Raw genomic sequence first — 22,071 nt, 5'->3', positions numbered from 1 at the left:
GGACCAGGCCGTACGGCCCGAAGCGGGTTTGTTTCGCTGTCAGTTGGGGCTGTCGTCCGGGTCGTCCGACCGGTCGTCCCCGCCGTCGTTTCCGGCCCACCGCACCCCCGCGGCATACCACCTGGCGAGTTCCTCTGCGCGCCGCTCGACCTCCTGGTCGTCGACACCGGTCAGCACGTAACCCGCCACGTACCTACCGGACTTCTCGCCCCCCTGGTACGCCGTGCCCACCGTACCCCGCAGGCGTTCCTCCGCCACGAAGGGTGGGGGATCCTCGGGCAGGGCCGCGAGCGTGCCCCGTTCGGGGTAGAAGACGACCCAGCCCGCGCTCTGTCCTGGTGCGACGCCCTGAACCCCGGTATCGGTCACGCCGCCCGGGGTGACCTGAGCCCGGAACCACTGTTCGTCGAGGTCGAAGCCGGTGGCGGCGCGGATGGCGGGGGCGGTCAGCGCGCCGCCGGTCCGGCTGCCGATCTCGCACAGTACGAGGCGATCCTCGGGTGTGTGGAAGACCTCCAGGTGGAAGGTGGTGCACTCGGGGGTGGGCAGCGCGTCGAGGACCTTTCGCGCATAGTCGATGAGCCGGTATGTCATCGGATGGGCACGGGTGAGCTGTGCCGAACCCAGATATGTGCCGTCGCGGAAGGACAGGCAGTCGTTGAGGTAGCGCGAGACGAACGTGGCCACCGGTGCGCCCTCCACTACCAGCCCGTCCACGACGTACATCGCACCCTCCACGAACCGCTCCACCTCTGCGTGCTCGGGCAGACCTTCGGCCAGCAGCCGGGCCAGATCCGCGGGGCCGCGCAGCACATGAGTGCCCGTGGAACCGGAACCGAAGGCCGGCTTCACCACCACGGGGTAGCCGTGCTCGCGGACGAAGCCGAAGAGGTCGAAGGCCACGCGTACCGGAGCGAACTCCGGTACGTCCACGCCGCTTTGGCGCGCCAGAGTCTTCATGTGAACCTTGTCGCGGAACGCGAGGGCGCTGGCGAAGTCCTGGCCCGGCACACCGAGCAGCTCCCTCAGCCGCGCGGCGCGCAGCAAGTCGCCTTCCATGCGGGCGAGTACCGCGCAGGGCGGCATGCGCTCCGCGAGGTCGAGGGCCGTCCGTTCCGCTTCGCCGCCGTGGGGATAGCCGGCGACGGGGATGGCGCCCGGAATGTGTCGGTACTGGGGGAATTTGCCCGCAGAGACCAGAAGGTGCGGCCGTACCCCCGCATCACAGGCCCACTTGTCGTACGGGGTGTCCGCATAGTCGCTGTCCACGAAAGCCAGAACATTCCGTTCTGCTCCAGTTTCCACCAGCGCCTCCCCAAGACTCCCGGAAAGCACGCACCCGACTGCGTGCGGCACCAAGGCTAAAGGCGCGGGTCCCGGTCAGGGCGGTCCTGGTAAATACGCTGGCTTTACCTCGGAAAGATTGTTCTGCTCATTTCGGCCATGTAGGAAGGCAGGGACCCAAGATCTTGATCTTGCATTTACACAGGGGGAAGGTTGAAGAACCAACGGATTCTCGCCGCTACACCGCCAGATTGGGACCACGAGCTGGCGAATTACCTGCACGTCCTCGCGGGCCTGCTCGATCTGGAAATGTACGCACAGGCCCGGCAGTTCGTCGCGGAGCTCTCCGGCGCCCCCGCACCGGAGCTTCACACACCGCCGGGGCGGCGGTCCGAGCCGCTGCTTCACGCCCTCCTCGCCGGCAAGCGGGCGGCCGCCGCCGAGCGGGGCGTGACGCTGCGGCTAGCCGACAATGCGACACCGTCCCGGCCTTCTGTCGCCTCGCGCGACCTGGTGACGGTGCTGGGCAATCTCATCGACAACGCTGTCGACGCGGCGGCCGCGCAACCGGCGGCGAAGCCCTTCGCCGAGGTCGGCGTGCGGGCGGAGCCGGGCGCCACGGTGCTGACCGTCGCCGACAACGGGCCCGGTGTGCCACCCGCCCTGCGCACGACGGTGTTCCGCATGGGCTGGTCGACGAAGCAGGCGCCACCACATCGCGGCCGAGGGCTCGGCCTCGCACTCGTCCACCGCATCACGCGACGCTACGGCGGCTCGATCCGGCTGACCGAACGGTTAGGTGGCGGTGCCGTGTTCACGGTCCGGCTGCCCCAGGAACCGCCCATGGCGGCGGGATCCGCACTGTGATCGACGTTCTGGTCGTGGACGACGACTTCTACGTCGCCGAGGTCAACTCCGGCTATGTGTCCCGCATTCCGGGATTCCGTGTCGTGGGCCGGGCCCACACGGCCGCCGAGGCACTGACGGCCGTCGAACGCGGCGGCGTCGATCTGATGCTGCTCGACCACTACCTTCCGGACGAGGACGGACTGCGCCTGGTGCGCAGGCTTCGCCGACTCGGCCACGAGACCGACATCATCATGATCTCAGCGGCCCACGGGGCGGAGCTCGTGCGCTCGGCACTGCGCAACGGTGTCCTGCAGTACCTGGTCAAGCCGTTCGGCTTTCCGGCGCTGCGGGCCAAGTTGACGTCCTACGCGCAGATGCGCACCCGTCTCGACCGGTTCGCAGAGCTCGGCCAGGGCGAGGTGGACGAGATCTTCGGCACGCTCCACACGCCGGTCCAGGCGGAAGCACCGCCCAAGGGGTACTCGGCAGCGACCACCGAGCGCATCCGCGACGTTCTGGTCCGGGCCGGCCAGCCGCTGTCCGCACAGGAGGTGGCCGACTTGACCGGAGTGAGCCGCTCCACCGCGCAGCGTTACCTCAAGCACCTGCAGGAGTGCGGCAGGGTCCAGCTCACACTGAAGTACGGGGGCGCCGGGCGCCCCGAGCACCACTACGAGTCCGCGCCCGGCGAGGCTTCCCACGCGCGCCCTCTCTGATCGCAGTCCACGAGGACGCCCCAGTCCCACGCCACCGGGCCCCGCACCCTGAAGGGTGCGGGGCCCGCGCGGTTTCCACCGGTGTCATAGGGCAGTCATAGCGAGGTAATCAAAAGAGGCAGAAGGCGCTTTCCGTGGTAAAGCCACAGTGCGGGCAGAACCCTGTCCCGCCTCGGCTCCTGATCTAGTGTCCGCGTTGACCCAAAGCTCCTCACCTGCAAGGACACCGGAGAACTGCCATGGGCGTGACACGCCGTACGCTCCGTCTGGGAGCCTTCCTCCTGACCCCCGGCTACCATGTGGCCTCCTGGCGGCACCCCACGGCCCGCGCGGACGGCGGCCTGGACTTCGCCCACTACCGCGAGCTCCTGCACACCGCCGAGCGCGGCAAGTTCGACATGTTCTTCGTCGCCGACGGGGTGGGCATCCGCACCCCGTACCGCAATGCCGACGAGCTGAGCCGCTGGGGCCGCTTCCTCCAGTTCGACCCGCTGACGCTGCTGTCCGCCCTCGCCGTGCACACCACACACATCGGTCTCGCGGCGACCGCCTCGACGACGTACAACGAACCGTTCCACATCGCGCGGAAGTTCGCCTCGATCGACCACCTCAGCGCCGGCCGGGCCGCCTGGAACATCGTCACCTCGGTGACGGACGCCGAGGCGAAGAACTTCAACCGCGACTCCCAGCCCGACCACGCGTCGCGCTACCACCGGGCCAGGGAGTTCATGGAGGTCGTCACCGGCCTGTGGGACAGCTGGGACGACGACGCGTTCGGCTACGACAAGGAGTCCGGGCGCTACTTCGAGCCCGACAAGCTGCATGTGCTCGACCACAAGGGCGAGCACTTCTCGGTGCACGGTCCGCTCAACGTGGCCCGCTCGCCGCAGGGTTACCCCGTGCTCATCCAGGCGGGCGCCTCCGCGGACGGCCAGGACTTCGCCGCCCGCTGGGCCGAGGTGGTGTTCACTGCCGCCCAGACCCTGGACGAGGCCAGGACGTTCTACCGCGGCATCAAGCAGCAGGCCGCCGCCTACGGGCGCGACGCCGACCAGATGAAGGTGATGCCCGGCCTCTTCCCCGTGATCGGCCGCACCCGCGCCGAGGCCGAGGACAAGTACGCCGTACTGCAGGAACTGGTCGACCCGGTCGTCGGGTTGGGCCTGCTCACGCAGCTCCTCGGCGACGTCGACATCTCGGGCTTCCCGCTGGACGAGCCGCTGCCCGAACTGCCGCCCACCCAGGGCAGCACCAGCCGCCAGCAGCTCGTCTACGACAAGGCGCGCCGCGAGGGTCTGACGATCAGGGAGCTGTACCAGTCCCTGACCGGCGGCCGCGGGCACCGCATCGTCATCGGCACCCCCCAGGACGTCGCCGACCTCATGGAGGAGTGGTTCACCGGCGAGGCCGCCGACGGATTCAACGTCATGCCGCCCGTGCTCCCCGAGGGCTTGGACGACTTCGTCGACCTCGTGGTGCCCGAACTGCAGCGCCGGGGCCTGTTCCGCACCGAGTACGAGAGCACCACCCTGCGCGGAAACCTCGGCATCGACCGGCCCGCCCGGGGCGCTGCCGCCGAACTCCCGCTCGGCCCCGCCCCGTTCCAAGTCCAGGAGTGAGCACACCTCATGCCGTCCTTCGGTAGAAACCTCAGTGAGATACCGCCCTCCCCGCTGGTGGCCGTCGACCGGCTGCTGCGCTCCGGCGCGCACGCCGACCCGGTGCCGCTGCAGCAAGGCAAGACCGTCTTCGAGCCGTGCGCGCGGCCCAGCACCTGGGAGCGCGCGGAGTTCGGGATCGCGGCCCACGAGCACGCCCCGCCCGGCGGAGTCCCCGCGCTCCGCTCGGCGTTCGCCGAGGCGGCGAGCCGGCGCCGGGGCACCCCTGTCGCCCCCGGGCAGGTCCTGGTGACGAGCGGCGCCACCCACGGCATCGCAGTGACCCTGCACGCGATCCTGAGCCCGGGAGACGAGGTACTGATCCTGTCCCCGCAGTGGCTGTTCGCGACCGGCCTGGTGTGGGCGGCCGGCGGGACACCGCACGAGGTGCCGGTTTTTCTGGAGCTGTGCGAGGACCCCGGCTTCGACTTCATCGCGGCGATCGAGCAGGCCGTGGGGCCGCGCACCCGGGCGATCTACTTCAACAACCCCAACAATCCGACGGGCTTCCGCCTTGACGAGCAGGCCCTGGGCGCGCTCGCCGAGCTGGCCGCGCGACACGACCTGTGGCTGATTGCCGACAACGCGTACGAGAACTACGACTTCAGCGGCGGCGGCTTTCTCGACATGGCGACCGTCCGCGGCGCGGCCGAGCGCACCTTCTCGGTGCACAGCTGCAGCAAGACGTATGCGATGCCCGGCGCCCGTGTCGGCCATCTGATCTCGCCGCCCGGCGCGGAGGAGATCCTCACCAAGTGGTCGCTGCACACGTTGTACTCGGTGTCCACCGCCGCGCAGCACACCGCGTTCCGGGCGCTCGCCACACCCACCGACGAGCTCGCGCGGCGCCGGGCGGCGGCGGAGCGGGCATGGCGACTCGCCGACGCCGCCCTGGAGATTCCGCACACCCGCATCACGGGCGGGCTCTACACCTTCCTCGACCTGGGCCGCTACGGCGACGGCGCGGAGTTCGTGCGTCGCTGCGCCGAGGCGGGGGTGGGACTCGCGCCGGGCCGGGTGTTCGGCGCCCACTGCGACGGTTGGGCCCGGCTCTGCTTCACCGCGGCGCCTGAAGAGGTGGTGGCGGACGCCATCGGCCGTATCAACAAGATCTACTGGGAGGGCGGCCATGACCGTTGACACCACCGTGGCCAGGCCGGCGGCAGCTTCCGCGCTGGCTCCGTACCTGCACCGGTACGACAGCCCGGCACAGCTCGGACTGAAGATCAACGCGTATCGGGGTTACGAGGTGGAAGGCCTCGCCAAGGCGCTGCGCGCACCGGACCTGCACGACGCCCCCATCGAGTGCGTGATGGTCGGCGACTCGTACTTCATGACCCACCTGGGTCGCAGTGGCACCACGCTGACCGGCGCCGACGAGCAGGAGTGGGGCCTCGCCACCCTCACCGGCCTGGTAGCCGAGGTGCGCAAGGCGCTGGACGCCGAATTCCCCGCCGACAAGCGGCCGTTCCTGCTCGCCGACCTGCCGGACGGGGCGACCCACAGCACCGCCACGGCACGGGCCGCCGCCGACCGGTTCGTCGCGGCCGGCGCGGACGCGGTCAAGATCGAGGTGGCGGGTGAGCGCGAGTTCGACTGCATCGAGGCGGTGGCTGCGACCGGCACCCCCACCCTGGCGCACCTCGGCTACACCCCGCAGAGCGGCGGTCTGACCCGGCACGGCGACGCCCTGGACGGCGCGCTCGCGCTCTTCGCGCAGGCTCGCAGGGCCCGGTCCGCGGGCGGCTGCGGACTGATCGTCGAGATGGTCAGCGAGACAGTGAACCAGGCGTTGAGCCGACCGCACCCCGAAGGCCTGCCGCTGTACTCGGTGTTCAGCGGCCGGGCCCGCTGGGGCGGCCAGAGCCTCAACCTGTGGGACGCCGTCGTGCGCCCCGTACCCGGCGGCCGCTACTTCCCGCCGACCCCGGTGATCGACGCGGCCGAGGTGCCCGAGCGCTACACCCCGGAGCTGATCGCCGACCGCATGCGCGAGCTGCTGCGGCTCAGCCTCGCGGGCTGGTTCCCGCTCTCCCCGCGCACCGCCCTGACCCCCCGTGAGACGGCCGAGATCACCGGCATCGACCCTTGGAGTGCCTCATGACCACCACCGAACCGGTCACCGCGGGAGCGGCGACCCCCGGATCGGACACGGCCGTCTTCGACGAGCTCGAATCGGCCGTACGCACCTACTGCCGGCGCTTTCCCGCCGTCTTCACGCGGGCGGCAGGACACCGGATGTGGGACGCGGACGGCCGCGAGTACATCGACTTCCTGTCGGGCGCCGGCGCGCTCAACTACGGCCACAACCCGCCCGAGGTGCGCGCCGCCCTCATCGACTACCTGCAGGCCGACGGTCCCGTCCACGGCCTCGACCTGCACACCGGCGCCAAGGCCGCGTTCCTGCACCGCTTCCGCGAGGTGGTGCTCGCGCCGCGCGGGCTCGACCACCGGGTGCAGTTCACCGGGCCGACCGGCACCAACGCCGTCGAGGCTGCGTTCAAGACGGCCCGCAGGGTCACCGGACGCACCGACATCATCGCCTTCACCGGCGGCTTCCACGGCCTCTCGCTCGGCGCGCTCGCCGCGTCCGCCACCTCGTTCAAGCGCGGGGCGGCCGGCGTACCGCTCGGCCACGTCACGCGGATGCCCTACGAGGGCTACGCGGGCGAAGGCGTCGACACCATCGACTACCTCACCCGGATGCTCGACGACCCGGGCAGCGGCATCGACCTGCCCGCCGCCTTCGTGGTGGAGACCGTGCAGGGCGAGGGCGGCCTCGCGGTGGCGAGCGCGCCGTGGCTGCGCAGGCTCGCCGAAGTGGCGCGTGAGCGGGGCATCCTGCTGATCGTCGACGACATCCAGGCCGGGTGCGGGCGCACCGGCACCTTCTTCAGCTTCGAAGAGGCGGGCATCGTCCCCGACCTGATCTGCCTGTCCAAGTCCATCAGCGGCTTCGGCCTGCCCATGGCCCTCGTCCTGGTCCGCCCCGAGCTCGACCAGCTGGGCCCCGGCGAACACAGCGGCACCTTCCGCGGCAACAACCTCGCCTTCGTCACCGCCACGGCCTGCCTGGACCGCTGGGCGGACCCGGAGTTCGCCGCGCGGGTGCTGCGCAACGCCGCCGCGCTGGAGGACCGGCTCACCGAACTGGCCGCCAAGTTCGCCGATCTCGGCTGCACCGTCCTTGGCCGCGGCCTGATCCGCGGGCTCGGCTTCACCGACCCGGCGCTCGCGGACCGGGTCTCGCGGGCCGCCTTCACGCGCGGACTCCTGGTCGAGACGTCCGGAGCCCGCGGCCAGGTCCTCAAGATCATGCCGCCGATCGTGGCGGACGCCGAGGAGCTGGCGCCCGGCCTCGCCCTCCTCGCCGACGCCATCGCGTCGGCCGCACAAGATGACGTATCCGAAGGGGACTTGAGTTGAGCATCGCCGAGCACGAGCAGACCATCGAGGGCGACTTCGAAGACGGTGACGAGCACGGCCACGAGCACGGCATCGACGAGACCGTGCTGCGCCGGATCGCCGACTCCTGGCCGCGGCGTGCCACGATCCGCACCGATCTGGACCAGATATCGGAGCCGGAGGAGTACGACGAGCAGCTGCCGGACTACCCGGAGCGCCTGCTGCCGTTCGCCGAGCACCCGCTGTACCTCGCGGCCACGCCCGAGCAGCGCCAGAAGGTCCTCACCATGGCCTGGCTCGTCTACAACGAGCGGGTCATCGCGGCCGAGGAGTACGTCGCCAACCCGACCTTCGCCATGATCATGCACGGCGCCTTTCCCGGTGCCGACAGCGTCCAGCTCAAGCGCGCCGTCCAGCAGACGCACGTGGACGAGGTCTGGCACACGTACATGCACATGATCGCGATGCAGCGCACCCGCGAGGTACGGGAGATCACCGGCGAGCCCGCCTACCCGCACACGGTCACCTACCGCCGCCTCCTGGAGGCCGACGCGAAGGTGTCGGAGCGCTGGGAGCGCGACCTGCTGAAGCTGGTGTGGACGACCGTCTCGGAGATCAGCGTCAACGCCTATCTGGAGCTGCTCTCCCGCGACAAGACCGTCCAGCCGCTGCACGCCCTGGTGCCCCGGCTGCACGCCCGCGACGAGTCCGCGCACTCCTCCGTCATGGTCGAGGTCGCCAAGGCGCTGTACGTGCACATGAACAACGAACAGCGCCGCGCCTTCGTCGACTCGCTGCCCAAGGCGCTGCACGCCTTCGTGGAGCAGGACTTCGCGGTGTGGCCCGGCATCCTGAAGGCGGCGGGCTTCGAGAAGGCCGACGAGATCGTCGAGGACTGCCGCCGCCAGGCCGGCACCGGCCTGCTGGTGCGCGACTTCTCCGGGGTGCGGCGCATCGTGCGCGAGATGGAGCTCGAGGACCAGGTCGACTTCGACTTCGGGACCGAGTGACGTGAAGCTCACCGCGGGCGGCCGCAGGCTCGCCGCCGCAGCCCTCGTCCAGTCGCTCGGCATCGGCCTGTTCATGGCGAGCTCCATGGCGTACTTCACCCGGCAGGTGGACCTCTCGGCGAACCAGGTGGCCTCCGGGCTCGCCCTCGCCGGTGTGGTGGCCCTGGGGATCTCGCTGCTCGGCGGGGTCCTCGCCGACCGGTACGGGGCGCGACGGGTGCTCGCCGCCGTGTACCTGGGGCGGGGGGTGTGCTGTGCGGCGTACGTCTTCGTCACGGACTTCTGGCAGTTCATGGCGGTGACGCTGTGCGCGGTGGCGTGCGACAGGGCGGGGCCCCCGGTGCTCCAGGCCCTTGTCGCCGTGGCCGTGCCGGAGCGCCAGGAGCGCACGAGGCTGCTCGCGGTGGTCAACGTCGTACGCAACTGCGGACTCGGGGTCGGCGCGATGGCGGCGGGCGTCGCGCTCGCCAGCGACACCCAGGCCGCCTACCGGGTCACGCTGATCGCCATCGGGCTCGCCTTCCTGGGCGGTGCGGTGCTCGTCCTTCGGGTTCCCGAGCTGGCCGCGCCGACGGCCGGCGGTGCCCCGGAGGCGGCCGAGGAACAGCCGGTCAGGAGCCGGGTGTTGCCCGACGCGCGCTATCTGACGCTGACCGGGCTCAACTTCCTGCTGTTCTTCTTCGACACGATGCTGCTGGTCGCGATGCCCGTGTGGATCCTGGAGCACACCGACGCCCCACGGGCCACCGTGTCCGTGCTGTTCGCGCTCAACACCGTGCTCGTCGTGGTGCTGCAGATCCCGGTCAGCAAGCTGGCGACGAGCCAGCGGCGCACCACGCGGATGCTGACGTGGACGGGCGCCGTGCTCGCGGTGAGCAGTCTGTGCTTCGCCGCGTCCGGCTCCGTCGGGGGTGGGCCCGCGGTGGCGTGGCTGGCCGCCGCCGTGGTGACGCTGTCCCTGGCCGAGGTGATCGCCAACTCCGCGGTGTGGGACCTGTCCATCGCCCTGGCCCCCGAGGAACAGCGCGGACGCTATCTGTCCGTCTTCAATCTGAGCGTGGCCGGACAGCGGGTCCTCGGCCCCGTGATGGTCACCGGACTGCTCCTCGGCTCGGGGTCGCTCGGCTGGGTGGTGGCCGCGGCGGTGCTCGTGGTGGCGGGCGGCGCGGCCGAGCGGGTCGCCCGCGCGGCCGGGGAGCGGATGCGTACAGGGGTACCCGTCGATGCCTGAACTGTCCGTCCTTGCCTTCGCGTCCGTCGCGGTGTTCTTCGGTGCGCTGGTCCAGGGCAGCCTGGGAGTGGGCCTCGCCCTGGTGTCGGCGCCGGTGGTGCAGATCGCCGCGCCGGAGCTCATGCCGGGGTCGCTGCTGCTCGTCGCCGCCGTCCTTGCCGCGCTCGGGGCGGTCCGGGAGTTCTCCCACACCGACTGGTACGGCGTCTCCTGGGCGCTGGCCGGGCGGATCGCGGGCACGGCGGCGGCCTCGTACGTGATCCTCGTGGTCTCGGGGCCGACGCTCGACCTGCTCTCGGCGGGCATCACGCTGGGCGTCGTCTCGCTCCTTGCCTTCGCCCCGGCCCGGCTGCCCAGGAACCGGGGCACGCTGCTCGCCTCCGGCGCCGTGGCGGGCCTCACCGGGACGGCGTCGTCCATCGGCGGGCCGTTCATCGCACTGGTGTATCACCGGGAGCCCGGGCCCACGGTCCGCGGCACCCTCGGGGTCTTCTTCACGGCCGGGGCACTGCTCTCGCTCGGCTCCCTCACCGCCGTCGGCCGCCTTCCGCGCGAGCAACTTTCCTTCGGGGCACTGCTGTTGCCTGCGGTGGTGGCCGGGTTCGCGCTGTCGGGGCCGGTCCGGCGGCATGTGGACGGCGGCCGGATGCGCGGCGCGGTGCTCACCCTCGCCGTGGTCGCGGCGCTCGTCCTGATCGTCCGGGGGCTGGTCGCCACCGGTACGTCATGAGCGCGCCGGAACGGCATGAGCGCGTCCGCCCGGACGCGCAAGCACAAGTACCGAGAAAGGAACGGATCATGCGGGTGGGATTTGCGGGCCTGGGGTCCATGGGCGGCGGGATGTGCCGCCGGCTCGCGGAGCGCGGGTTCGAGGTGGTCGCGTACGACGTCAGTACGAGCGTCGCCACGGCGGCCGGCGCGCACCCGGGCGTGCGCACGGCGGCAAACGTCGCGGACCTGGCCGCGCCGGTGGTGGTCACCATGCTTCCCGACGGAGCGGCTGTGCGGCAGGTGGCCGAGGAGCTGCTGCCGCACCTCGCCGCCGGCTCCCTGATCGTCGACACGGGTTCCTCGGCTCCCGAGGACACGCTGGCCCTCGGCCGCGCGGCCGAGGGCCATGGGGTATCCGTGGTGGACGCGCCGGTCTCCGGCTCCCCGGCCGCCGCGCGCGCGGGTGAGCTGACACTGATGGCCGCGGGTGCACCCGGGGACGTGGAGCGGGCGGAACGGGTGCTCGGTGCGCTCGGCCGGGTCCACCGGGTGGGTCCGGCGGGCGCGGGACACGCGCTCAAGGCGCTCAACAACCTGCTCTCGGCGGTCAATCTCGCCGCGGTCGCGGAAGTCATGCTCGCCGGGCGGGCGTTCGGCCTCGAACCCGCGGTGATGCTGGAGGTGATCAACGCCTCCACGGGCCGCAACCACGCCTCGCAGACCAAGCTCCCCGACCATGTGCTGCCCGGCACGTTCGACTCGGGCTTCGCGCTGCGTCTGATGCTCAAGGACATCCGTATCGGCACATCGCTGCTCGACTCCGCGGGCGGCCCCGCCGCCTTCGGCCACGCCTGCCAGGAGCTGTGGGAGAAGGCGCAGGACGAAATGCCGGAAGGCGCCGACAACGTCGAGGTCGTGCGCTGGCTGGAGAACGCCGCGGGACGGGAGCTGCGCGCATGACACACGAGAACGCACCGCGGATCGCGGTCATCGGGGGCACGGTCGCCGCCCTGAAGAAGGCGCGGCAGGCCGGCTTCGCCATCGTCTGGGTGCACGGAGTGCACGAACTCGACAGGTCGGGCCTGGAGTTGGTGGCCGAAGCCCATCTCACGGACTACCGCGATCCGCAGGCCGTCGCCGATCTGCTGGCCGGCGTACACCGGCACCGGCCGCTGGCCCGGGTCGTCTCGATGATCGAGGACGGTCTGGAGTCGGCGGCGGCCGCGACGACGGCACTCGGCCTGCCCGGCACCGACCTCGACACCGTCCGAGTGCTGCAGGACAAGCTGGCCTTCCGGGCGCTGCTCGCCGAACGCGGCATCGAAGGGGTCGCCGCCCGCCTGGGGCACACCGAGGCCGACATCCGCGCCTTCGTCGCCGAGTTCGGGCCCGCGGTGATCAAGCCCAGATACGGATCCGGCAGCCTTGGCGTTCGGTTGGTGCACGGCCCCGACGCGGTCCCGGAAGTCGCGGCCTGGGCAGCGGAGTTCGGGCTGCACACGTTTGTGATGGAGGAATATCTGCGGGGCCCCGAGTTCAGCGTGGAGGCGTTCAGCTTCGCGGGCGAGCATGTGGTCGTCGCGTACACGGCCAAGGAGAAGCTGGACTCGTTCGTCGAGGTCGGGCATGTGCAGCCGGCGGCCCTCGACGCGGACAGCACGGCCCGGATGGAGTCGCTGGTGACCAGGATGCTGGATGCCGTGGGCATCAAGGACGGCCCCTCGCACTCTGAGGTGATCGTCACCCCCGACGGCCCCCGCCTGGTGGAGTCCCACAACCGGCGTGGCGGCGACCGGATCGCCGACCTGGTCGACGAGGTATACGGGACCGACATCGACGCGCTGGCCTTCCTCTGGTACGCGGACCGCACCGCACCCATCACGCCGGGCCCGGCCAGGGGCGGCGGCGCCATCCGCTTCCTGACCGCCGAGCCGGGCGTCGTCGAGTCCGTCACCGGAGCCGACGAGGTGCGCGCCGATCCGCACGTGGTGACCCTGCAGCTCACCCTCGGGCCCGGTGACACGGTGGCACCCATCGCCTGGTCGTACGACCGGTCCGGGCTGCTCATCGTGCGCGGCGAGTCGGCCGAGGACGCGCGCGCCCGGGCGCACGAGCTGGCCGCCCGGATCACCATCAAGACCCAGCCCGGCACAGAGTCGGGCACACCCCGCCCCATCACGGCCGTGGCCCCCCGACCCGAGCGGCTGCTCGGCACCGCACCTACCGGGACGGGGTCGTGACCACCACCGACCCGGCCTCGATGACGGCCCCGGTCTCCTCGGCGCCGCCCCCGGGCCCCGCAGCGCCCACGGTCGGTTCCGGTCTGCTGCGCTCCGCACTGCGGGGGCACGCCTCCGGCGTCGCGGTACTCACCGCGGCCACGCCCGCCGGCCCTGCGGGGGTGACGATCACATCGTTCACCTCGGTGAGCGCCGAACCGGCGCTGGTTTCGTTCGCACTTGCCGAGTCGTCCTCGACCTGGTCCAAGATCAAGGACTGCCGGAGATTCGGGATCCAATTGCTCAGCGCCGCCCAGCGCGACGTGGCCGAGCGGTTCGCGGCCGTCGGCGTCGACCGGTTCGCGCCGCCCACCCGCTGGCGCACCGGGCCACACGGCGTACCACTGCTCGATGACTGTCTTGCCTGGCTGGTCTGTGCACGCCACCACCAACTCCGTCTCGGAGACCATCAGTTGACGGTGTGTTCAGTGGAGCACGTACGGACCGGTTCCCTTGGCGACAGCCTGGTGCATCTGCACGGGGCCCTGCGCTCCGCCCCCGGCACGCCCCCTTCTTCAGAGAGTTCAGAGAGGTAACCCCCATGGGCAAGCTCTACGAGGGGCTGACCCCTTCGCTGCGTGACTTCATCGCCCAGGCACCCATGTACTTCACGGCCACCGCACCCGTGTCCTCGGACGGGCACGTCAATGTCTCCCCCAAAGGGGGCATGGATACGTTCACCATCCTCGACGACACGACGGTGGCTTACCTGGACCTCATAGGTTCCGGAGCCGAGACCATCGCCCATGTCCGTGAGAGCGGCCGGATCACCTTGATGTTCTGCTCGTTCTCCCGCCGCCCCAAGATTCTCCGGCTGTACGGCACCGCCCGCTGCGTCTTCCCTGACGCCCCCGAATGGGACACCCTCATCGGCCACTTCGGCAAGCACCCGATCCCACGCTCCATCATGGTCGTCTCGCTCGCTCGCATCACCGACTCGTGCGGATTCACGGTGCCGGAGATGGACCTGGTCCGCGAGCGCGACCTCCAGGACCAGTGGGGCATGCGCAAGTCGGACCAGGAACTGGAGGACTACATGCGGCAGAAGAACTCCGCCAGCATCGACGGTCTGCCGGCCCGCCCGCACCAAGAGCTGTAGGGACCGGCAGGTGCCCCGAGAACGGGGCACCTGCCGCGCCACCTGTTGGCTTGTCCTACCTTCCAAGGTGGTCGCCGTAGAAGGCACGTTGCGGCTCACCGATCACCACCGCGTCGAATCCGCGGTCTGCGTCCGCGAGATGGGCGGGCCATCGACCCGACCAACGAGGCCGCACGACCTGATCATGTCGGTGTTCGGCGGCATGTCCAAGGGCGAACGCAACCGGATCAAGGCCCGCGTCCACGCGGCGATGGCCGCCCAGACCGAGATCGAAGGCCGCTACCTCGGCGGACGCCCGCCCTACGGCTACCGTCTCGTCGACCTCGGCCCACACCCCAACCCCGCCAAAGCCGCCGACGGCAAACGCCTGCGCGGCCTTGGAGTGGACCCCGAGACTGCCCCGGTTGTGCAGCGGGTCTTCGCCGAGTTCCTCCGGGGGCTGGGCATCTTCGCCATCGCCAAGGGCCTCACCCGCGACGGTATCCCCAGCCCCTCCGCCCACGATCCGGCCCGCAACCGCCACCGCGACACCCGAGCTTGGAGCAAGAGCGCCGTCCTTACCAACCCCCGCTGCACCGGCCGCCAGGTATGGAACCGGCAACGCAAAGACGACACCCTCCTCAACATCGAGGACGTCACCCTCGGCTACACCACCGTCCAGCGCTGGAACGCCCAGGACAAGTGGATCGTGTCGAAAACCCTCGCCCACACCCCGCTCATCGACGACGACACCTTCGCCCAAGCCCAGGACATCCTCACCTCCCGCACCCGCACCGGCCCCGCCCACGGCGTCAAACGCACCCGCAGCATCTACCTGCGCGAAAAGCACGTCCTACCGCCCCTGGACGCCTGGCTGAGCAAGCTGTTCGCCCCGCACCGCATCGACGACACCACCGACGCCCTGGCCAGCGCCCTCCCCGCCCCACCGGACACCAACGCCCGCGCCGCCCGCGCCCCGCGACACCATCGCCGAGTGCAACGCCAAGCTCGCCACCCACCGCGCCGCACTCGAAGCAGGCGCCGACCCGCGACCGTCACGAAATGGATGGCCCAGACCCAGGGCGTGCGGGCCCAGGCCGAAGCCGACCTCAACCAAGCACTCACCGCCCACGGCAACCACACATCCAGGGACGAGATCGCCGCGCTGGTCCGCTCGTACAGCAATCTCGCCGCCGTCCTGCACGACGCCGACCGAGCTGATCGGGCCGCGACCTACAAAGACCTCGGGCTCGTCCTCACCTACCACCCCGGAAAACAGAAAGTGCTGGTCGAGATGAATCTCAACCAGCACTCTGCGACAACCCGTGGGCTACCGGTCGGTGTCCGAGGGGGGACTTGAACCATACCCACATGCCGGTGATGCGGGGCGAGCTGCGGCTGCCGTAGCCGAGCACGGCCTACACACTCGCGGAGGGACCATCCCCGCGGGTGCGGGGAGCAGCCCGCCCGCCAGGACACCAAGCCTCCGCCCGTCCGCCGCCATCCGCACGAGCACCGAGCGATGCCGGTGCAGGTCCATTCCCACCCACTGCACACCGTCGTACGGTGAACTCATCCAGGGCCTCCCCGAGTTCGGACTTCTGCCCGAGCCGAGCATCCTGCGCACCCGGCAGGAGCGGGAGGCCCCGCCCCTTCATCGCATCAGTCCTGGGGCATGTCGATGAGTAGGCGAATACCGTCGATCAGTGCCTGCGCCTGCCCATCGGGCCAGTCCGCGATCCGGCCCGCGAGGTGCCGGGTCAGCGCGTCGCGGAGCCCAGTGACCGTGGCGCGACCTTTGGGCGTCAGTGCGAGCAGGGTGGCCCGGCCGTCGCAGGGGTCGGGGCTGCGCTCAAGCAGGCCCGCGCTTTCGAGTCGGTCGGCATAGCGGCTTGCGCCGGATCGGTCGATGCCGACCTCGTCGGCAAGCCGCGCCGCCGATTGCGGTCCGAGTCGAGCCAGCCCACTGAGCACCGGGTAGGTCTGACGATCGACACCCGTCGGTGCCGAGTCGAGGACCGCGTCGTAGAGCACGCTCCGGTTGCGCCGCAGCAACAGCTGTCCCAGCGCTTGCTCCAGGTCCCGTGCCAAACCCGTATTCGCCATCCAACAATAATACGTGCGAAACGCACGGAATGGGCGTACGCTATTGCGTGCAAGTTGCACGCACTTCTCTTGGGAGGTCTCATGGTCATAGGTCATGTGCTGACCCGGCGGATCATCGGTCAGCCGGACGACGCTGCGGTCGACATCGCGCGCTACTTCCAGCCGTCCGACGTTCAGGTCACCGATGGCGTCGTCAGCGACTACTCGGAGATCGTCGAGCACATCACACAGGTTCTCCGAGGCGCGTTGCTCGGCCTTGCAGACACCGAGCTTGTGACACTGATCGGCCCGGGCGTGGTTGTTGAGCGACTGATGGGCACGCGGCGGACCGAGGGGGCACGATGATGAGCGGGAGGCGTCGCAGCGCGCTGATCGGGCCGGTGCTGGTGCTGGCCACGCTGGTCTCCAGCATCATCAGCTCGTTCGGTGCTCCGCTGATCCCCACTGTTGCTCGCGATTTTCATGAGTCGCTGAGTACGGCGCAGTGGTCGCTGACCGTGGCGCTGCTGGTCGGCGCGGCGAGTTCACCGGTCCTGGGCCGGCTCGGCGACGGCCCGCGACGGCGAGTGACATTACTCGGCGGCTTGGCCGTGGTCACGGCGGGCGGTGTCGTGGCTGCGCTGGCAGGCGGCTTGGGGATGCTGCTCGTCGGCCGCGGACTGCAGGGCGTCGGGCTCGGGCTGGCGCCGCTGGCGATGGCCACCGCCCGGGAAGAACTGCCGCAGGCCAAGGTCGCGCCGATGATCGCGCTGTTGTCGGTATCGGCGGGGGCCGGCCTCGGCGCCGGTTACCCGATCAGCGGGTTGCTCGCCGAGGCGTGGGGATTGGCGGGTGCGTACTGGTTCGGCACGATCGTGTCCGGCCTCGCGTTGATCTGTGTCGCCGCAGTCATACCGTCGAGCGCGGGGCGTAGCTCCCCCAACCGGCTCGACTGGGCCGGCGCCGTGCTGCTCGCGCTGGCGCTGGTCACCGCGCTGGTGGCAGTGGCAGAGGGGACACAGTGGGGCTGGGGCTCGCCGGCGATCATCGGCCTGTTGGCCGCCGGGGTAGTGCTCTTCACGGTGTGGGCCGTGCAGCAGCTGCGCGCCGGGAACCCGCTGGTTCAGCTGCGTCTGCTGCGCCATCCCTCCGTGCTTTCCGCCGATGCCTGCGCCATGGTGCTCGGCGTCGCGATGTACATGGTGCTTTCGGGGGTGACGGAGTTTGCGCAATCCCCACGCTCGGGCGGATTCGGGTTCTCCGCATCGGCCGTCGTGGCCGGCCTCGTCCTCATCCCCCTGTCCTTCTTCATGCTGATCAGCTCCCGCACACTGCCGGCCTTGGTGACACGCATAGGGATCCGGGCGGTGCTGACGCTGGGCTGCCTCGTAGCCGCGCTGGGCTGCGGATTCTTCGCGGTCTTCCATGGCGCCCTGTGGCAAGCCTTCGTGATGACGGGTGTCCTGGGAGTGGGACTGGGCACCACCTTCGCCGCGATTCCCGGTTTGATCGTGCAGTCGATCCCCGCCCGGGAGACAGGTAGCGCCATGGGCTTCTACCAGGTGGTCCGCTTCACCGGCTTTTCCCTGGGCAGCGCGCTCACCGCCACCGTCCTGGCCGCTCATGTCAGCGGCAACGGTCAGCCAACGGTGGGCGGTTACACCATGGTGCTGTGGTCCTCCGCCGGCTTCTGTGTCCTCGCCGCCGCCCTTGCCTGGTTCCTGCCCGCCCGATCCACCCGGCTCACGCCCGCGGAGCGCCTGCCCGCCGACGAGGTCCGGCTACTGGAACAGACCGACGGCGATGACGTCTTGTCGTAGGCAGCCCCCAGGCCTGACGCCCCGCGCCAGAGTCCGCCTCCCCTGCCCGTGGTTCGATCCACGGACCCCGTCCACAGCCACGTCAGGGCTGCATCGTGGTTCCTGAACGGGGCACGGGCGTTGCGCGGCGGCACCGGTAGATCGGCAATGCGCAGCCGGTCTCCGTACAGGATCCGGTCGGCGGAAGGACGGAACACTTGGACACCAGGGTGTCCACTGAGCCGTCCTGTCTGCCATCAACTGGTTCCGTGGCGTTACTCCGCCGCTCTGCATGGAGTCATGCAGCACGATCTCGGCAAGCAGGAGTCTCAACATGTTGCGCGCCGCTCTCCCGCACGTATCGAAGGCCCGTGGCTCGGTCGTCGCGGTCGCCTCGGTCTCTGCGCTGCGATGGTGGGATCACGGCGCTGGACCCGGGAACTGTGCCGTTCGACTCCCGCCTAGGGCCGCGGCTCTGGTCAGTAACGTGTGCTGATAGGCGAGGTGGACGAGCGGTAGGCCCTGGCCATCCGTCGCAGATAGACAGACTCACCCGCGAGATCTCTGCTGCCGGACGAGTCAAGACACACCCCGTGTCGGGCAGGCCCTGAAGTTTCGAGTTCCGAGCGTCCTTGACGAGAACGGCCGGCCTCTCGGCATCCAGTGTCTCGTGATCCTGTTCATATCAGTTCGAGTTGTTATTGACGAGTTTCTTTACGTTGGTCGTGACGAGTCGGACCTTAGCGAGGACCTCGCCAGCGGTCGCCGTCCAGGTGAACGGTTTCGCGGTCGTGTTCCAGGAGTTGATGTAGTCGCGGATCTGTTTGATCAGGACGTGGACGCTGGAGAACGTGCCCCGGCAGATGGACTGCCGGGTCAGGATTCCGAACCAGATCTCGATCTGGTTCAGCCACGAAGAGCCGACGGGAGTGAAATGGAAGTGGACGTGCGGGTTCTTCGACAGCCACTCCCTGACTTCCGGGGTGGTGTGCGTCGAGAGGTTGTCCAGGACCACATGGATGTCCTTCGCGGCATGCGGCTTGACCGCCTTCTTCAAGAAGGCCAGGAAATCCTTGCCGTTCCGGGGCGGCCTGCACTCGCCGAGCACTTCGCCGGTGGTCACGTTCAGGGCGGCGAACAGGTTCGTGGTGCCGTGCCGGACGTAGTCGGCGGTGCGCTTCTCGCTCGCCGCGAAGGCGACCGGCAGCACCGGCTGGGTCCGGTCCAGCGCCTGGATCTGCGTCTTCTCGTCGACCGAGAGGACCACCGCGCCGCCCGTCGGGGCCAGATACAGGCCGATCGCATCGGCCACCTTCTCCGCGAACGCGGCGTCCTTGGAAATCTTGAAGGTGCCGGACCGGTGCGGCTTCAGGCTCTCCTCCCGCCAGGCCCGGGCGATGTAGTGCCAGGACACGGTAATGCTCTCGGCCCACTTCAGGTACTTCGCCAACTCCCGTGTGGACCAGTGCGAAAGACCCGTGCCATCCAGCGGCGTCATCCGCGTCAGGGTAATCACCCGGGCCCGCACCCGCGCCGGCACCTATTCCCGCCCGCCACCGGGACGCTCCCCCTCCAGTCCGGCCAGGCCCCGCTCGGCATAACGCCGCTTCCAGCGGTCCACCGTCGGCAGCGACACACCGAGCAGCTCGGCAATGTCCATGCGGCGGCGCCCCTCACCCGCCCACAAGACGATCCGGCCCCGCGTAGCGATATCCGCGGGGACATCCCGACTGCTCACCAACTCCCGTAGCTCGGTGGCCTGTTCCACAGAGAGCTCCATGCCAAGAAAGCAAGACACACAAGACACACAAGACCAAGTAACGCCGACAGGATCACGAGATCATAGCCGCGCGTTCGATGTTCGAAAGGGGACCCATGGCCAGCGGTGAGGCAGCTCGCGGTGAAACCGGCCCGCCCCGGCTGCACGACCTGGGCGATCGGCTCTACAGTCTGATCACCGCGCTGTATCCCGATGAGCGCAAACGCCCCGGGTATGCCCGGCTCGCCACCACGATTCGGGAATCAACAGGTGGCACGATCTCGGCCACCTACCTGTGGGAACTCGCGACCGGACGCAAGCGGAACGTAACGCTTGAGCAACTGAGCGTCCTGGCGGAGTTCTTCGGAGTCCCGCTGGAGTACTTCATCAACGACGAGGTCTCACGCCGTGTCAACGCCCAGCTAGCGCTCGCCGTCGCATTGCGCGACACGAAAGTGCGCAACCTTGCGCTCCGCGCAGAGGGCCTGTCGCCCGCCAGTCTGGACGCCCTCCTCACCATCGTCAACGAAGCCCGCCGTGTGGAGAACCTGGACCAGGTGCGAGGGGAGGAGCCCGACGCAGGCACACCGCCGGCACCCCCTGAAACGCAGTGGCCCTTACCCCCATCGAGAGAGGCCCGACGCGGACACCCATGCCGAACAAATCACCCGGGCTGCGCCGACGCTGCGAAGCGGTAATCGACCAGCTCGACCTGCCGAACGCTCTGTCCGTCCAGACTCTGTGCGGCATTCTGGCCGCCCGCCGTGGAAGACCATTGCGCCTTCACGCATTGCCGCACGAGGCGGCACTGCATGGAGCCTGCCGGCTGTGGCTGGCCACCGATGCCGAGGACCATATCTGCTACGAACCACCGCTCCACCAGGAGCACATCGTCCAGCACGAAATCGGGCACCTGCTCTCCAACCATCGCGCGATCGCTCCTGACGATGGAGGTGGCCTGGCAGAGCTCCTGCCCGATCTCGATGCAACCGGTCGACTAACGCAGCCAGCTCCACCAGCGGCCTGGGCGGCCAGGAACGCCGCGGCCAGCCGGGAGAAGGTGACGTGCCGGTACCAGCCGTGGAAGTGACGCACCTCGTAGTCGGCCATCCCAGCGGCCGACTTCGCGAGCTTGATCGCCTCCTCCACCCGCCAGCGGGCGCTGGGCACCAGCACGAGCTCTTCCACCGAGGTGCCCTCCGGGCCCCAGCCCAGGTAGTAGTCCCGCTCATCCGGCGTCTCGGGTCGGCGCCGGGCAAGCAGCCAGCGGGCCCATCCGCTGCCGACGGCCGCGTCCGGGACGGGTATCCGGCGCACCCACCACTGCCAGATACGCGAGTCCAGCCGGGAGGGGCCGGCCGGCAGCTCGACCCAGTCCTCCTCGGCCGCGCAGCGTTCGACGAGGCGGGCGATGTGCCTCCAGCCGGGGCGGGGCAGCACGCTCTGGTTGGCCTGCACCGTCACCACGTAGGGCAGGCCCGCCGCCTCCAGATGAGGGCGGAAGGCGCCGTCGCGGCCGTAGACCTCGTCCGCGGCCACCCACACCCGCCCCTCGGGCAGGTCCGGCACCGCCCGGTCGATCATCTGCTCGGCCAGGCGCGGCTTGACGGCGAAGCCGACCCGGTCGGGGACGCGCGCGCGGCGGCACCGCGCACGGTCCTCGGTCCACTCACGGGGCAGGTACAGCTCCCGGTCGATCAAAGCCTGGCCGACCCCGGTGGCCCAGGCAGCCATCACCCCCACTTGACAAGGGAAAACTCCGCCCAGAGCGCCGGAGTACTGCCGCGCGACCCCGGCCGAGGCACTGCCGCGCTTGGCAAAGCCGGTCTCGTCGATCACCAGCACACCCGGCCCGCCGGGCCCGGCCCCAGCCCGCCATCCTCGAAGCCCGGCGATCAGATAGCGGCGGGTGAAGTCCCGCAGCACTTCCGCGTCCCACACTGCACGATCCAGCAGGTGCTGCTGCCCCCAGGGAGTCTCCTCGCCGATGTACTCGGAGATCAGCCAGCCGTTCTTGCGGGACAGCGGGGGCAGCAGGCCGCGCACGCACGCCGCCACCCGCCCCCACAGATCGGTGCGAGGGAAAATCCAAGCGATGTCGAGCAGCAGGTCATCAAGCTGGTCGGCGATCCCCTCAGCCCGCTCCAGTTCCGTGACCTCCGTCAGGAGGTCACGGAACTCTGCCTTCATATCCGGCAGTTACTCCC

General features: G+C 69.8%; 22 protein-coding genes. 17 read left to right on the top strand and 5 right to left on the bottom strand.

Features of this window, described 5'->3' with window-relative positions:
• Positions 1 to 39: 39 nt before the first annotated feature.
• Positions 40 to 1,305, bottom strand: a complete 1,266-nt coding sequence (locus tag AB0I10_RS03315; RefSeq protein WP_363150568.1) for an ATP-dependent carboxylate-amine ligase — start codon at positions 1,303 to 1,305, stop codon at positions 40 to 42.
• Positions 1,306 to 1,497: 192 nt separating this feature from the next.
• On the opposite strand from AB0I10_RS03315, the gene AB0I10_RS03310 reads away from it, so the two are divergent.
• The 14 genes from AB0I10_RS03310 to AB0I10_RS03245 all read left to right on the top strand — a co-directional run bounded on the left by AB0I10_RS03310 (position 1,498) and on the right by AB0I10_RS03245 (position 15,581).
• Positions 1,498 to 2,151 carry an ATP-binding protein gene (locus AB0I10_RS03310; RefSeq protein WP_363150567.1) on the top strand — a complete coding sequence of 218 codons (654 nt, stop codon included), beginning with the start codon at positions 1,498 to 1,500 and terminating at the stop codon, positions 2,149 to 2,151.
• Positions 2,148 to 2,849, top strand: a complete 702-nt coding sequence (locus tag AB0I10_RS03305) for a response regulator (protein WP_363150566.1) — start codon at positions 2,148 to 2,150, stop codon at positions 2,847 to 2,849. Before AB0I10_RS03310 ends, AB0I10_RS03305 begins: the two co-directional genes overlap by 4 nt.
• Before the next feature lie 239 nt (positions 2,850 to 3,088).
• The gene (locus AB0I10_RS03300; protein WP_363150565.1) at positions 3,089 to 4,468 is read left to right on the top strand and encodes an LLM class flavin-dependent oxidoreductase; all 1,380 of its coding nucleotides are present in this window, start codon (positions 3,089 to 3,091) and stop codon (positions 4,466 to 4,468) included.
• 9 nt (positions 4,469 to 4,477) lie between these two features.
• On the top strand, positions 4,478 to 5,647 hold the full coding sequence (locus tag AB0I10_RS03295) for a pyridoxal phosphate-dependent aminotransferase (protein WP_363150564.1): 1,170 nt from the start codon (positions 4,478 to 4,480) through the stop codon (positions 5,645 to 5,647).
• A complete protein-coding gene (locus AB0I10_RS03290; RefSeq protein WP_363150563.1) occupies positions 5,637 to 6,611 on the top strand; it encodes a 3-methyl-2-oxobutanoate hydroxymethyltransferase in 975 nt (324 codons plus the stop codon). The genes AB0I10_RS03295 and AB0I10_RS03290 overlap by 11 nt, the downstream gene beginning before the upstream one ends.
• Entirely contained in the window at positions 6,608 to 7,933 is a 1,326-nt protein-coding gene (gene ectB, locus AB0I10_RS03285; protein WP_363150562.1) for a diaminobutyrate--2-oxoglutarate transaminase, read from the top strand. Before AB0I10_RS03290 ends, ectB begins: the two co-directional genes overlap by 4 nt.
• The gene (locus AB0I10_RS03280; RefSeq protein WP_363150561.1) at positions 7,930 to 8,922 is read left to right on the top strand and encodes a diiron oxygenase; all 993 of its coding nucleotides are present in this window, start codon (positions 7,930 to 7,932) and stop codon (positions 8,920 to 8,922) included. The genes ectB and AB0I10_RS03280 overlap by 4 nt, the downstream gene beginning before the upstream one ends.
• 1 nt (position 8,923) lies before the next feature.
• On the top strand, positions 8,924 to 10,153 hold the full coding sequence (locus AB0I10_RS03275) for an MFS transporter (protein WP_363150560.1): 1,230 nt from the start codon (positions 8,924 to 8,926) through the stop codon (positions 10,151 to 10,153).
• Positions 10,146 to 10,883 carry a TSUP family transporter gene (locus tag AB0I10_RS03270; protein ID WP_363150559.1) on the top strand — a complete coding sequence of 246 codons (738 nt, stop codon included), beginning with the start codon at positions 10,146 to 10,148 and terminating at the stop codon, positions 10,881 to 10,883. Before AB0I10_RS03275 ends, AB0I10_RS03270 begins: the two co-directional genes overlap by 8 nt.
• Positions 10,884 to 10,951: 68 nt before the next feature.
• On the top strand, positions 10,952 to 11,824 hold the full coding sequence (locus AB0I10_RS03265) for an NAD(P)-dependent oxidoreductase (RefSeq protein ID WP_363150558.1): 873 nt from the start codon (positions 10,952 to 10,954) through the stop codon (positions 11,822 to 11,824).
• Positions 11,821 to 13,104, top strand: a complete 1,284-nt coding sequence (locus AB0I10_RS03260; RefSeq protein ID WP_363150557.1) for an ATP-grasp domain-containing protein — start codon at positions 11,821 to 11,823, stop codon at positions 13,102 to 13,104. Before AB0I10_RS03265 ends, AB0I10_RS03260 begins: the two co-directional genes overlap by 4 nt.
• Positions 13,101 to 13,679, top strand: coding sequence for a flavin reductase family protein (locus AB0I10_RS03255; RefSeq protein ID WP_363150556.1), 579 nt, complete (start codon positions 13,101 to 13,103; stop codon positions 13,677 to 13,679). The genes AB0I10_RS03260 and AB0I10_RS03255 overlap by 4 nt, the downstream gene beginning before the upstream one ends.
• Before the next feature lie 5 nt (positions 13,680 to 13,684).
• Positions 13,685 to 14,242 (top strand): pyridoxamine 5'-phosphate oxidase family protein, encoded by a 558-nt coding sequence (locus AB0I10_RS03250; protein ID WP_363150555.1) that lies wholly within the window; start codon positions 13,685 to 13,687, stop codon positions 14,240 to 14,242.
• Positions 14,243 to 14,309: 67 nt separating this feature from the next.
• Positions 14,310 to 15,581 (top strand): recombinase family protein, encoded by a 1,272-nt coding sequence (locus tag AB0I10_RS03245; protein WP_363150554.1) that lies wholly within the window; start codon positions 14,310 to 14,312, stop codon positions 15,579 to 15,581.
• Between the two features lie 302 nt (positions 15,582 to 15,883).
• Here AB0I10_RS03245 and AB0I10_RS03240 read toward each other — a convergent pair whose 3' ends face one another.
• Positions 15,884 to 16,327, bottom strand: a complete 444-nt coding sequence (locus tag AB0I10_RS03240; protein WP_363150553.1) for a MarR family transcriptional regulator — start codon at positions 16,325 to 16,327, stop codon at positions 15,884 to 15,886.
• A gap of 54 nt (positions 16,328 to 16,381) precedes the next feature.
• On the opposite strand from AB0I10_RS03240, the gene AB0I10_RS03235 reads away from it, so the two are divergent.
• Together AB0I10_RS03235 and AB0I10_RS03230 are read left to right on the top strand one after the other, a co-directional pair.
• Positions 16,382 to 16,672 carry a hypothetical protein gene (locus AB0I10_RS03235; RefSeq protein ID WP_363150552.1) on the top strand — a complete coding sequence of 97 codons (291 nt, stop codon included), beginning with the start codon at positions 16,382 to 16,384 and terminating at the stop codon, positions 16,670 to 16,672.
• The gene (locus AB0I10_RS03230; protein ID WP_363150551.1) at positions 16,672 to 18,126 is read left to right on the top strand and encodes an MFS transporter; all 1,455 of its coding nucleotides are present in this window, start codon (positions 16,672 to 16,674) and stop codon (positions 18,124 to 18,126) included. Before AB0I10_RS03235 ends, AB0I10_RS03230 begins: the two co-directional genes overlap by 1 nt.
• 664 nt (positions 18,127 to 18,790) lie before the next feature.
• Here the strand turns inward: AB0I10_RS03230 and AB0I10_RS03225 are convergent.
• Positions 18,791 to 19,633 (bottom strand): IS630 family transposase, encoded by an 843-nt coding sequence (locus AB0I10_RS03225; protein WP_363150550.1) that lies wholly within the window; start codon positions 19,631 to 19,633, stop codon positions 18,791 to 18,793.
• A 12-nt stretch (positions 19,634 to 19,645) separates the two neighbouring features.
• Positions 19,646 to 19,885 (bottom strand): helix-turn-helix domain-containing protein, encoded by a 240-nt coding sequence (locus AB0I10_RS03220; RefSeq protein ID WP_363150549.1) that lies wholly within the window; start codon positions 19,883 to 19,885, stop codon positions 19,646 to 19,648.
• Between the two features lie 95 nt (positions 19,886 to 19,980).
• On the opposite strand from AB0I10_RS03220, the gene AB0I10_RS03215 reads away from it, so the two are divergent.
• Positions 19,981 to 20,562: a hypothetical protein gene (locus AB0I10_RS03215; protein ID WP_363150548.1), complete on the top strand. Its 582-nt coding sequence runs from the start codon at positions 19,981 to 19,983 to the stop codon at positions 20,560 to 20,562.
• Between the two features lie 163 nt (positions 20,563 to 20,725).
• On the opposite strand, the gene AB0I10_RS03210 is transcribed toward AB0I10_RS03215, so the two are convergent.
• Positions 20,726 to 22,054, bottom strand: coding sequence for an IS701 family transposase (locus AB0I10_RS03210; protein WP_363150546.1), 1,329 nt, complete (start codon positions 22,052 to 22,054; stop codon positions 20,726 to 20,728).
• Between the last annotated feature and the right edge of the window lie 17 nt (positions 22,055 to 22,071).

The sequence above is a fragment of the Streptomyces sp. NPDC050636 genome (genome assembly GCF_040654775.1).
Classification (GTDB): domain Bacteria; phylum Actinomycetota; class Actinomycetes; order Streptomycetales; family Streptomycetaceae; genus Streptomyces.
Note: the sequence above shows the minus strand (reverse complement) of the source record. Positions and strands in the feature narration are given on the sequence as shown.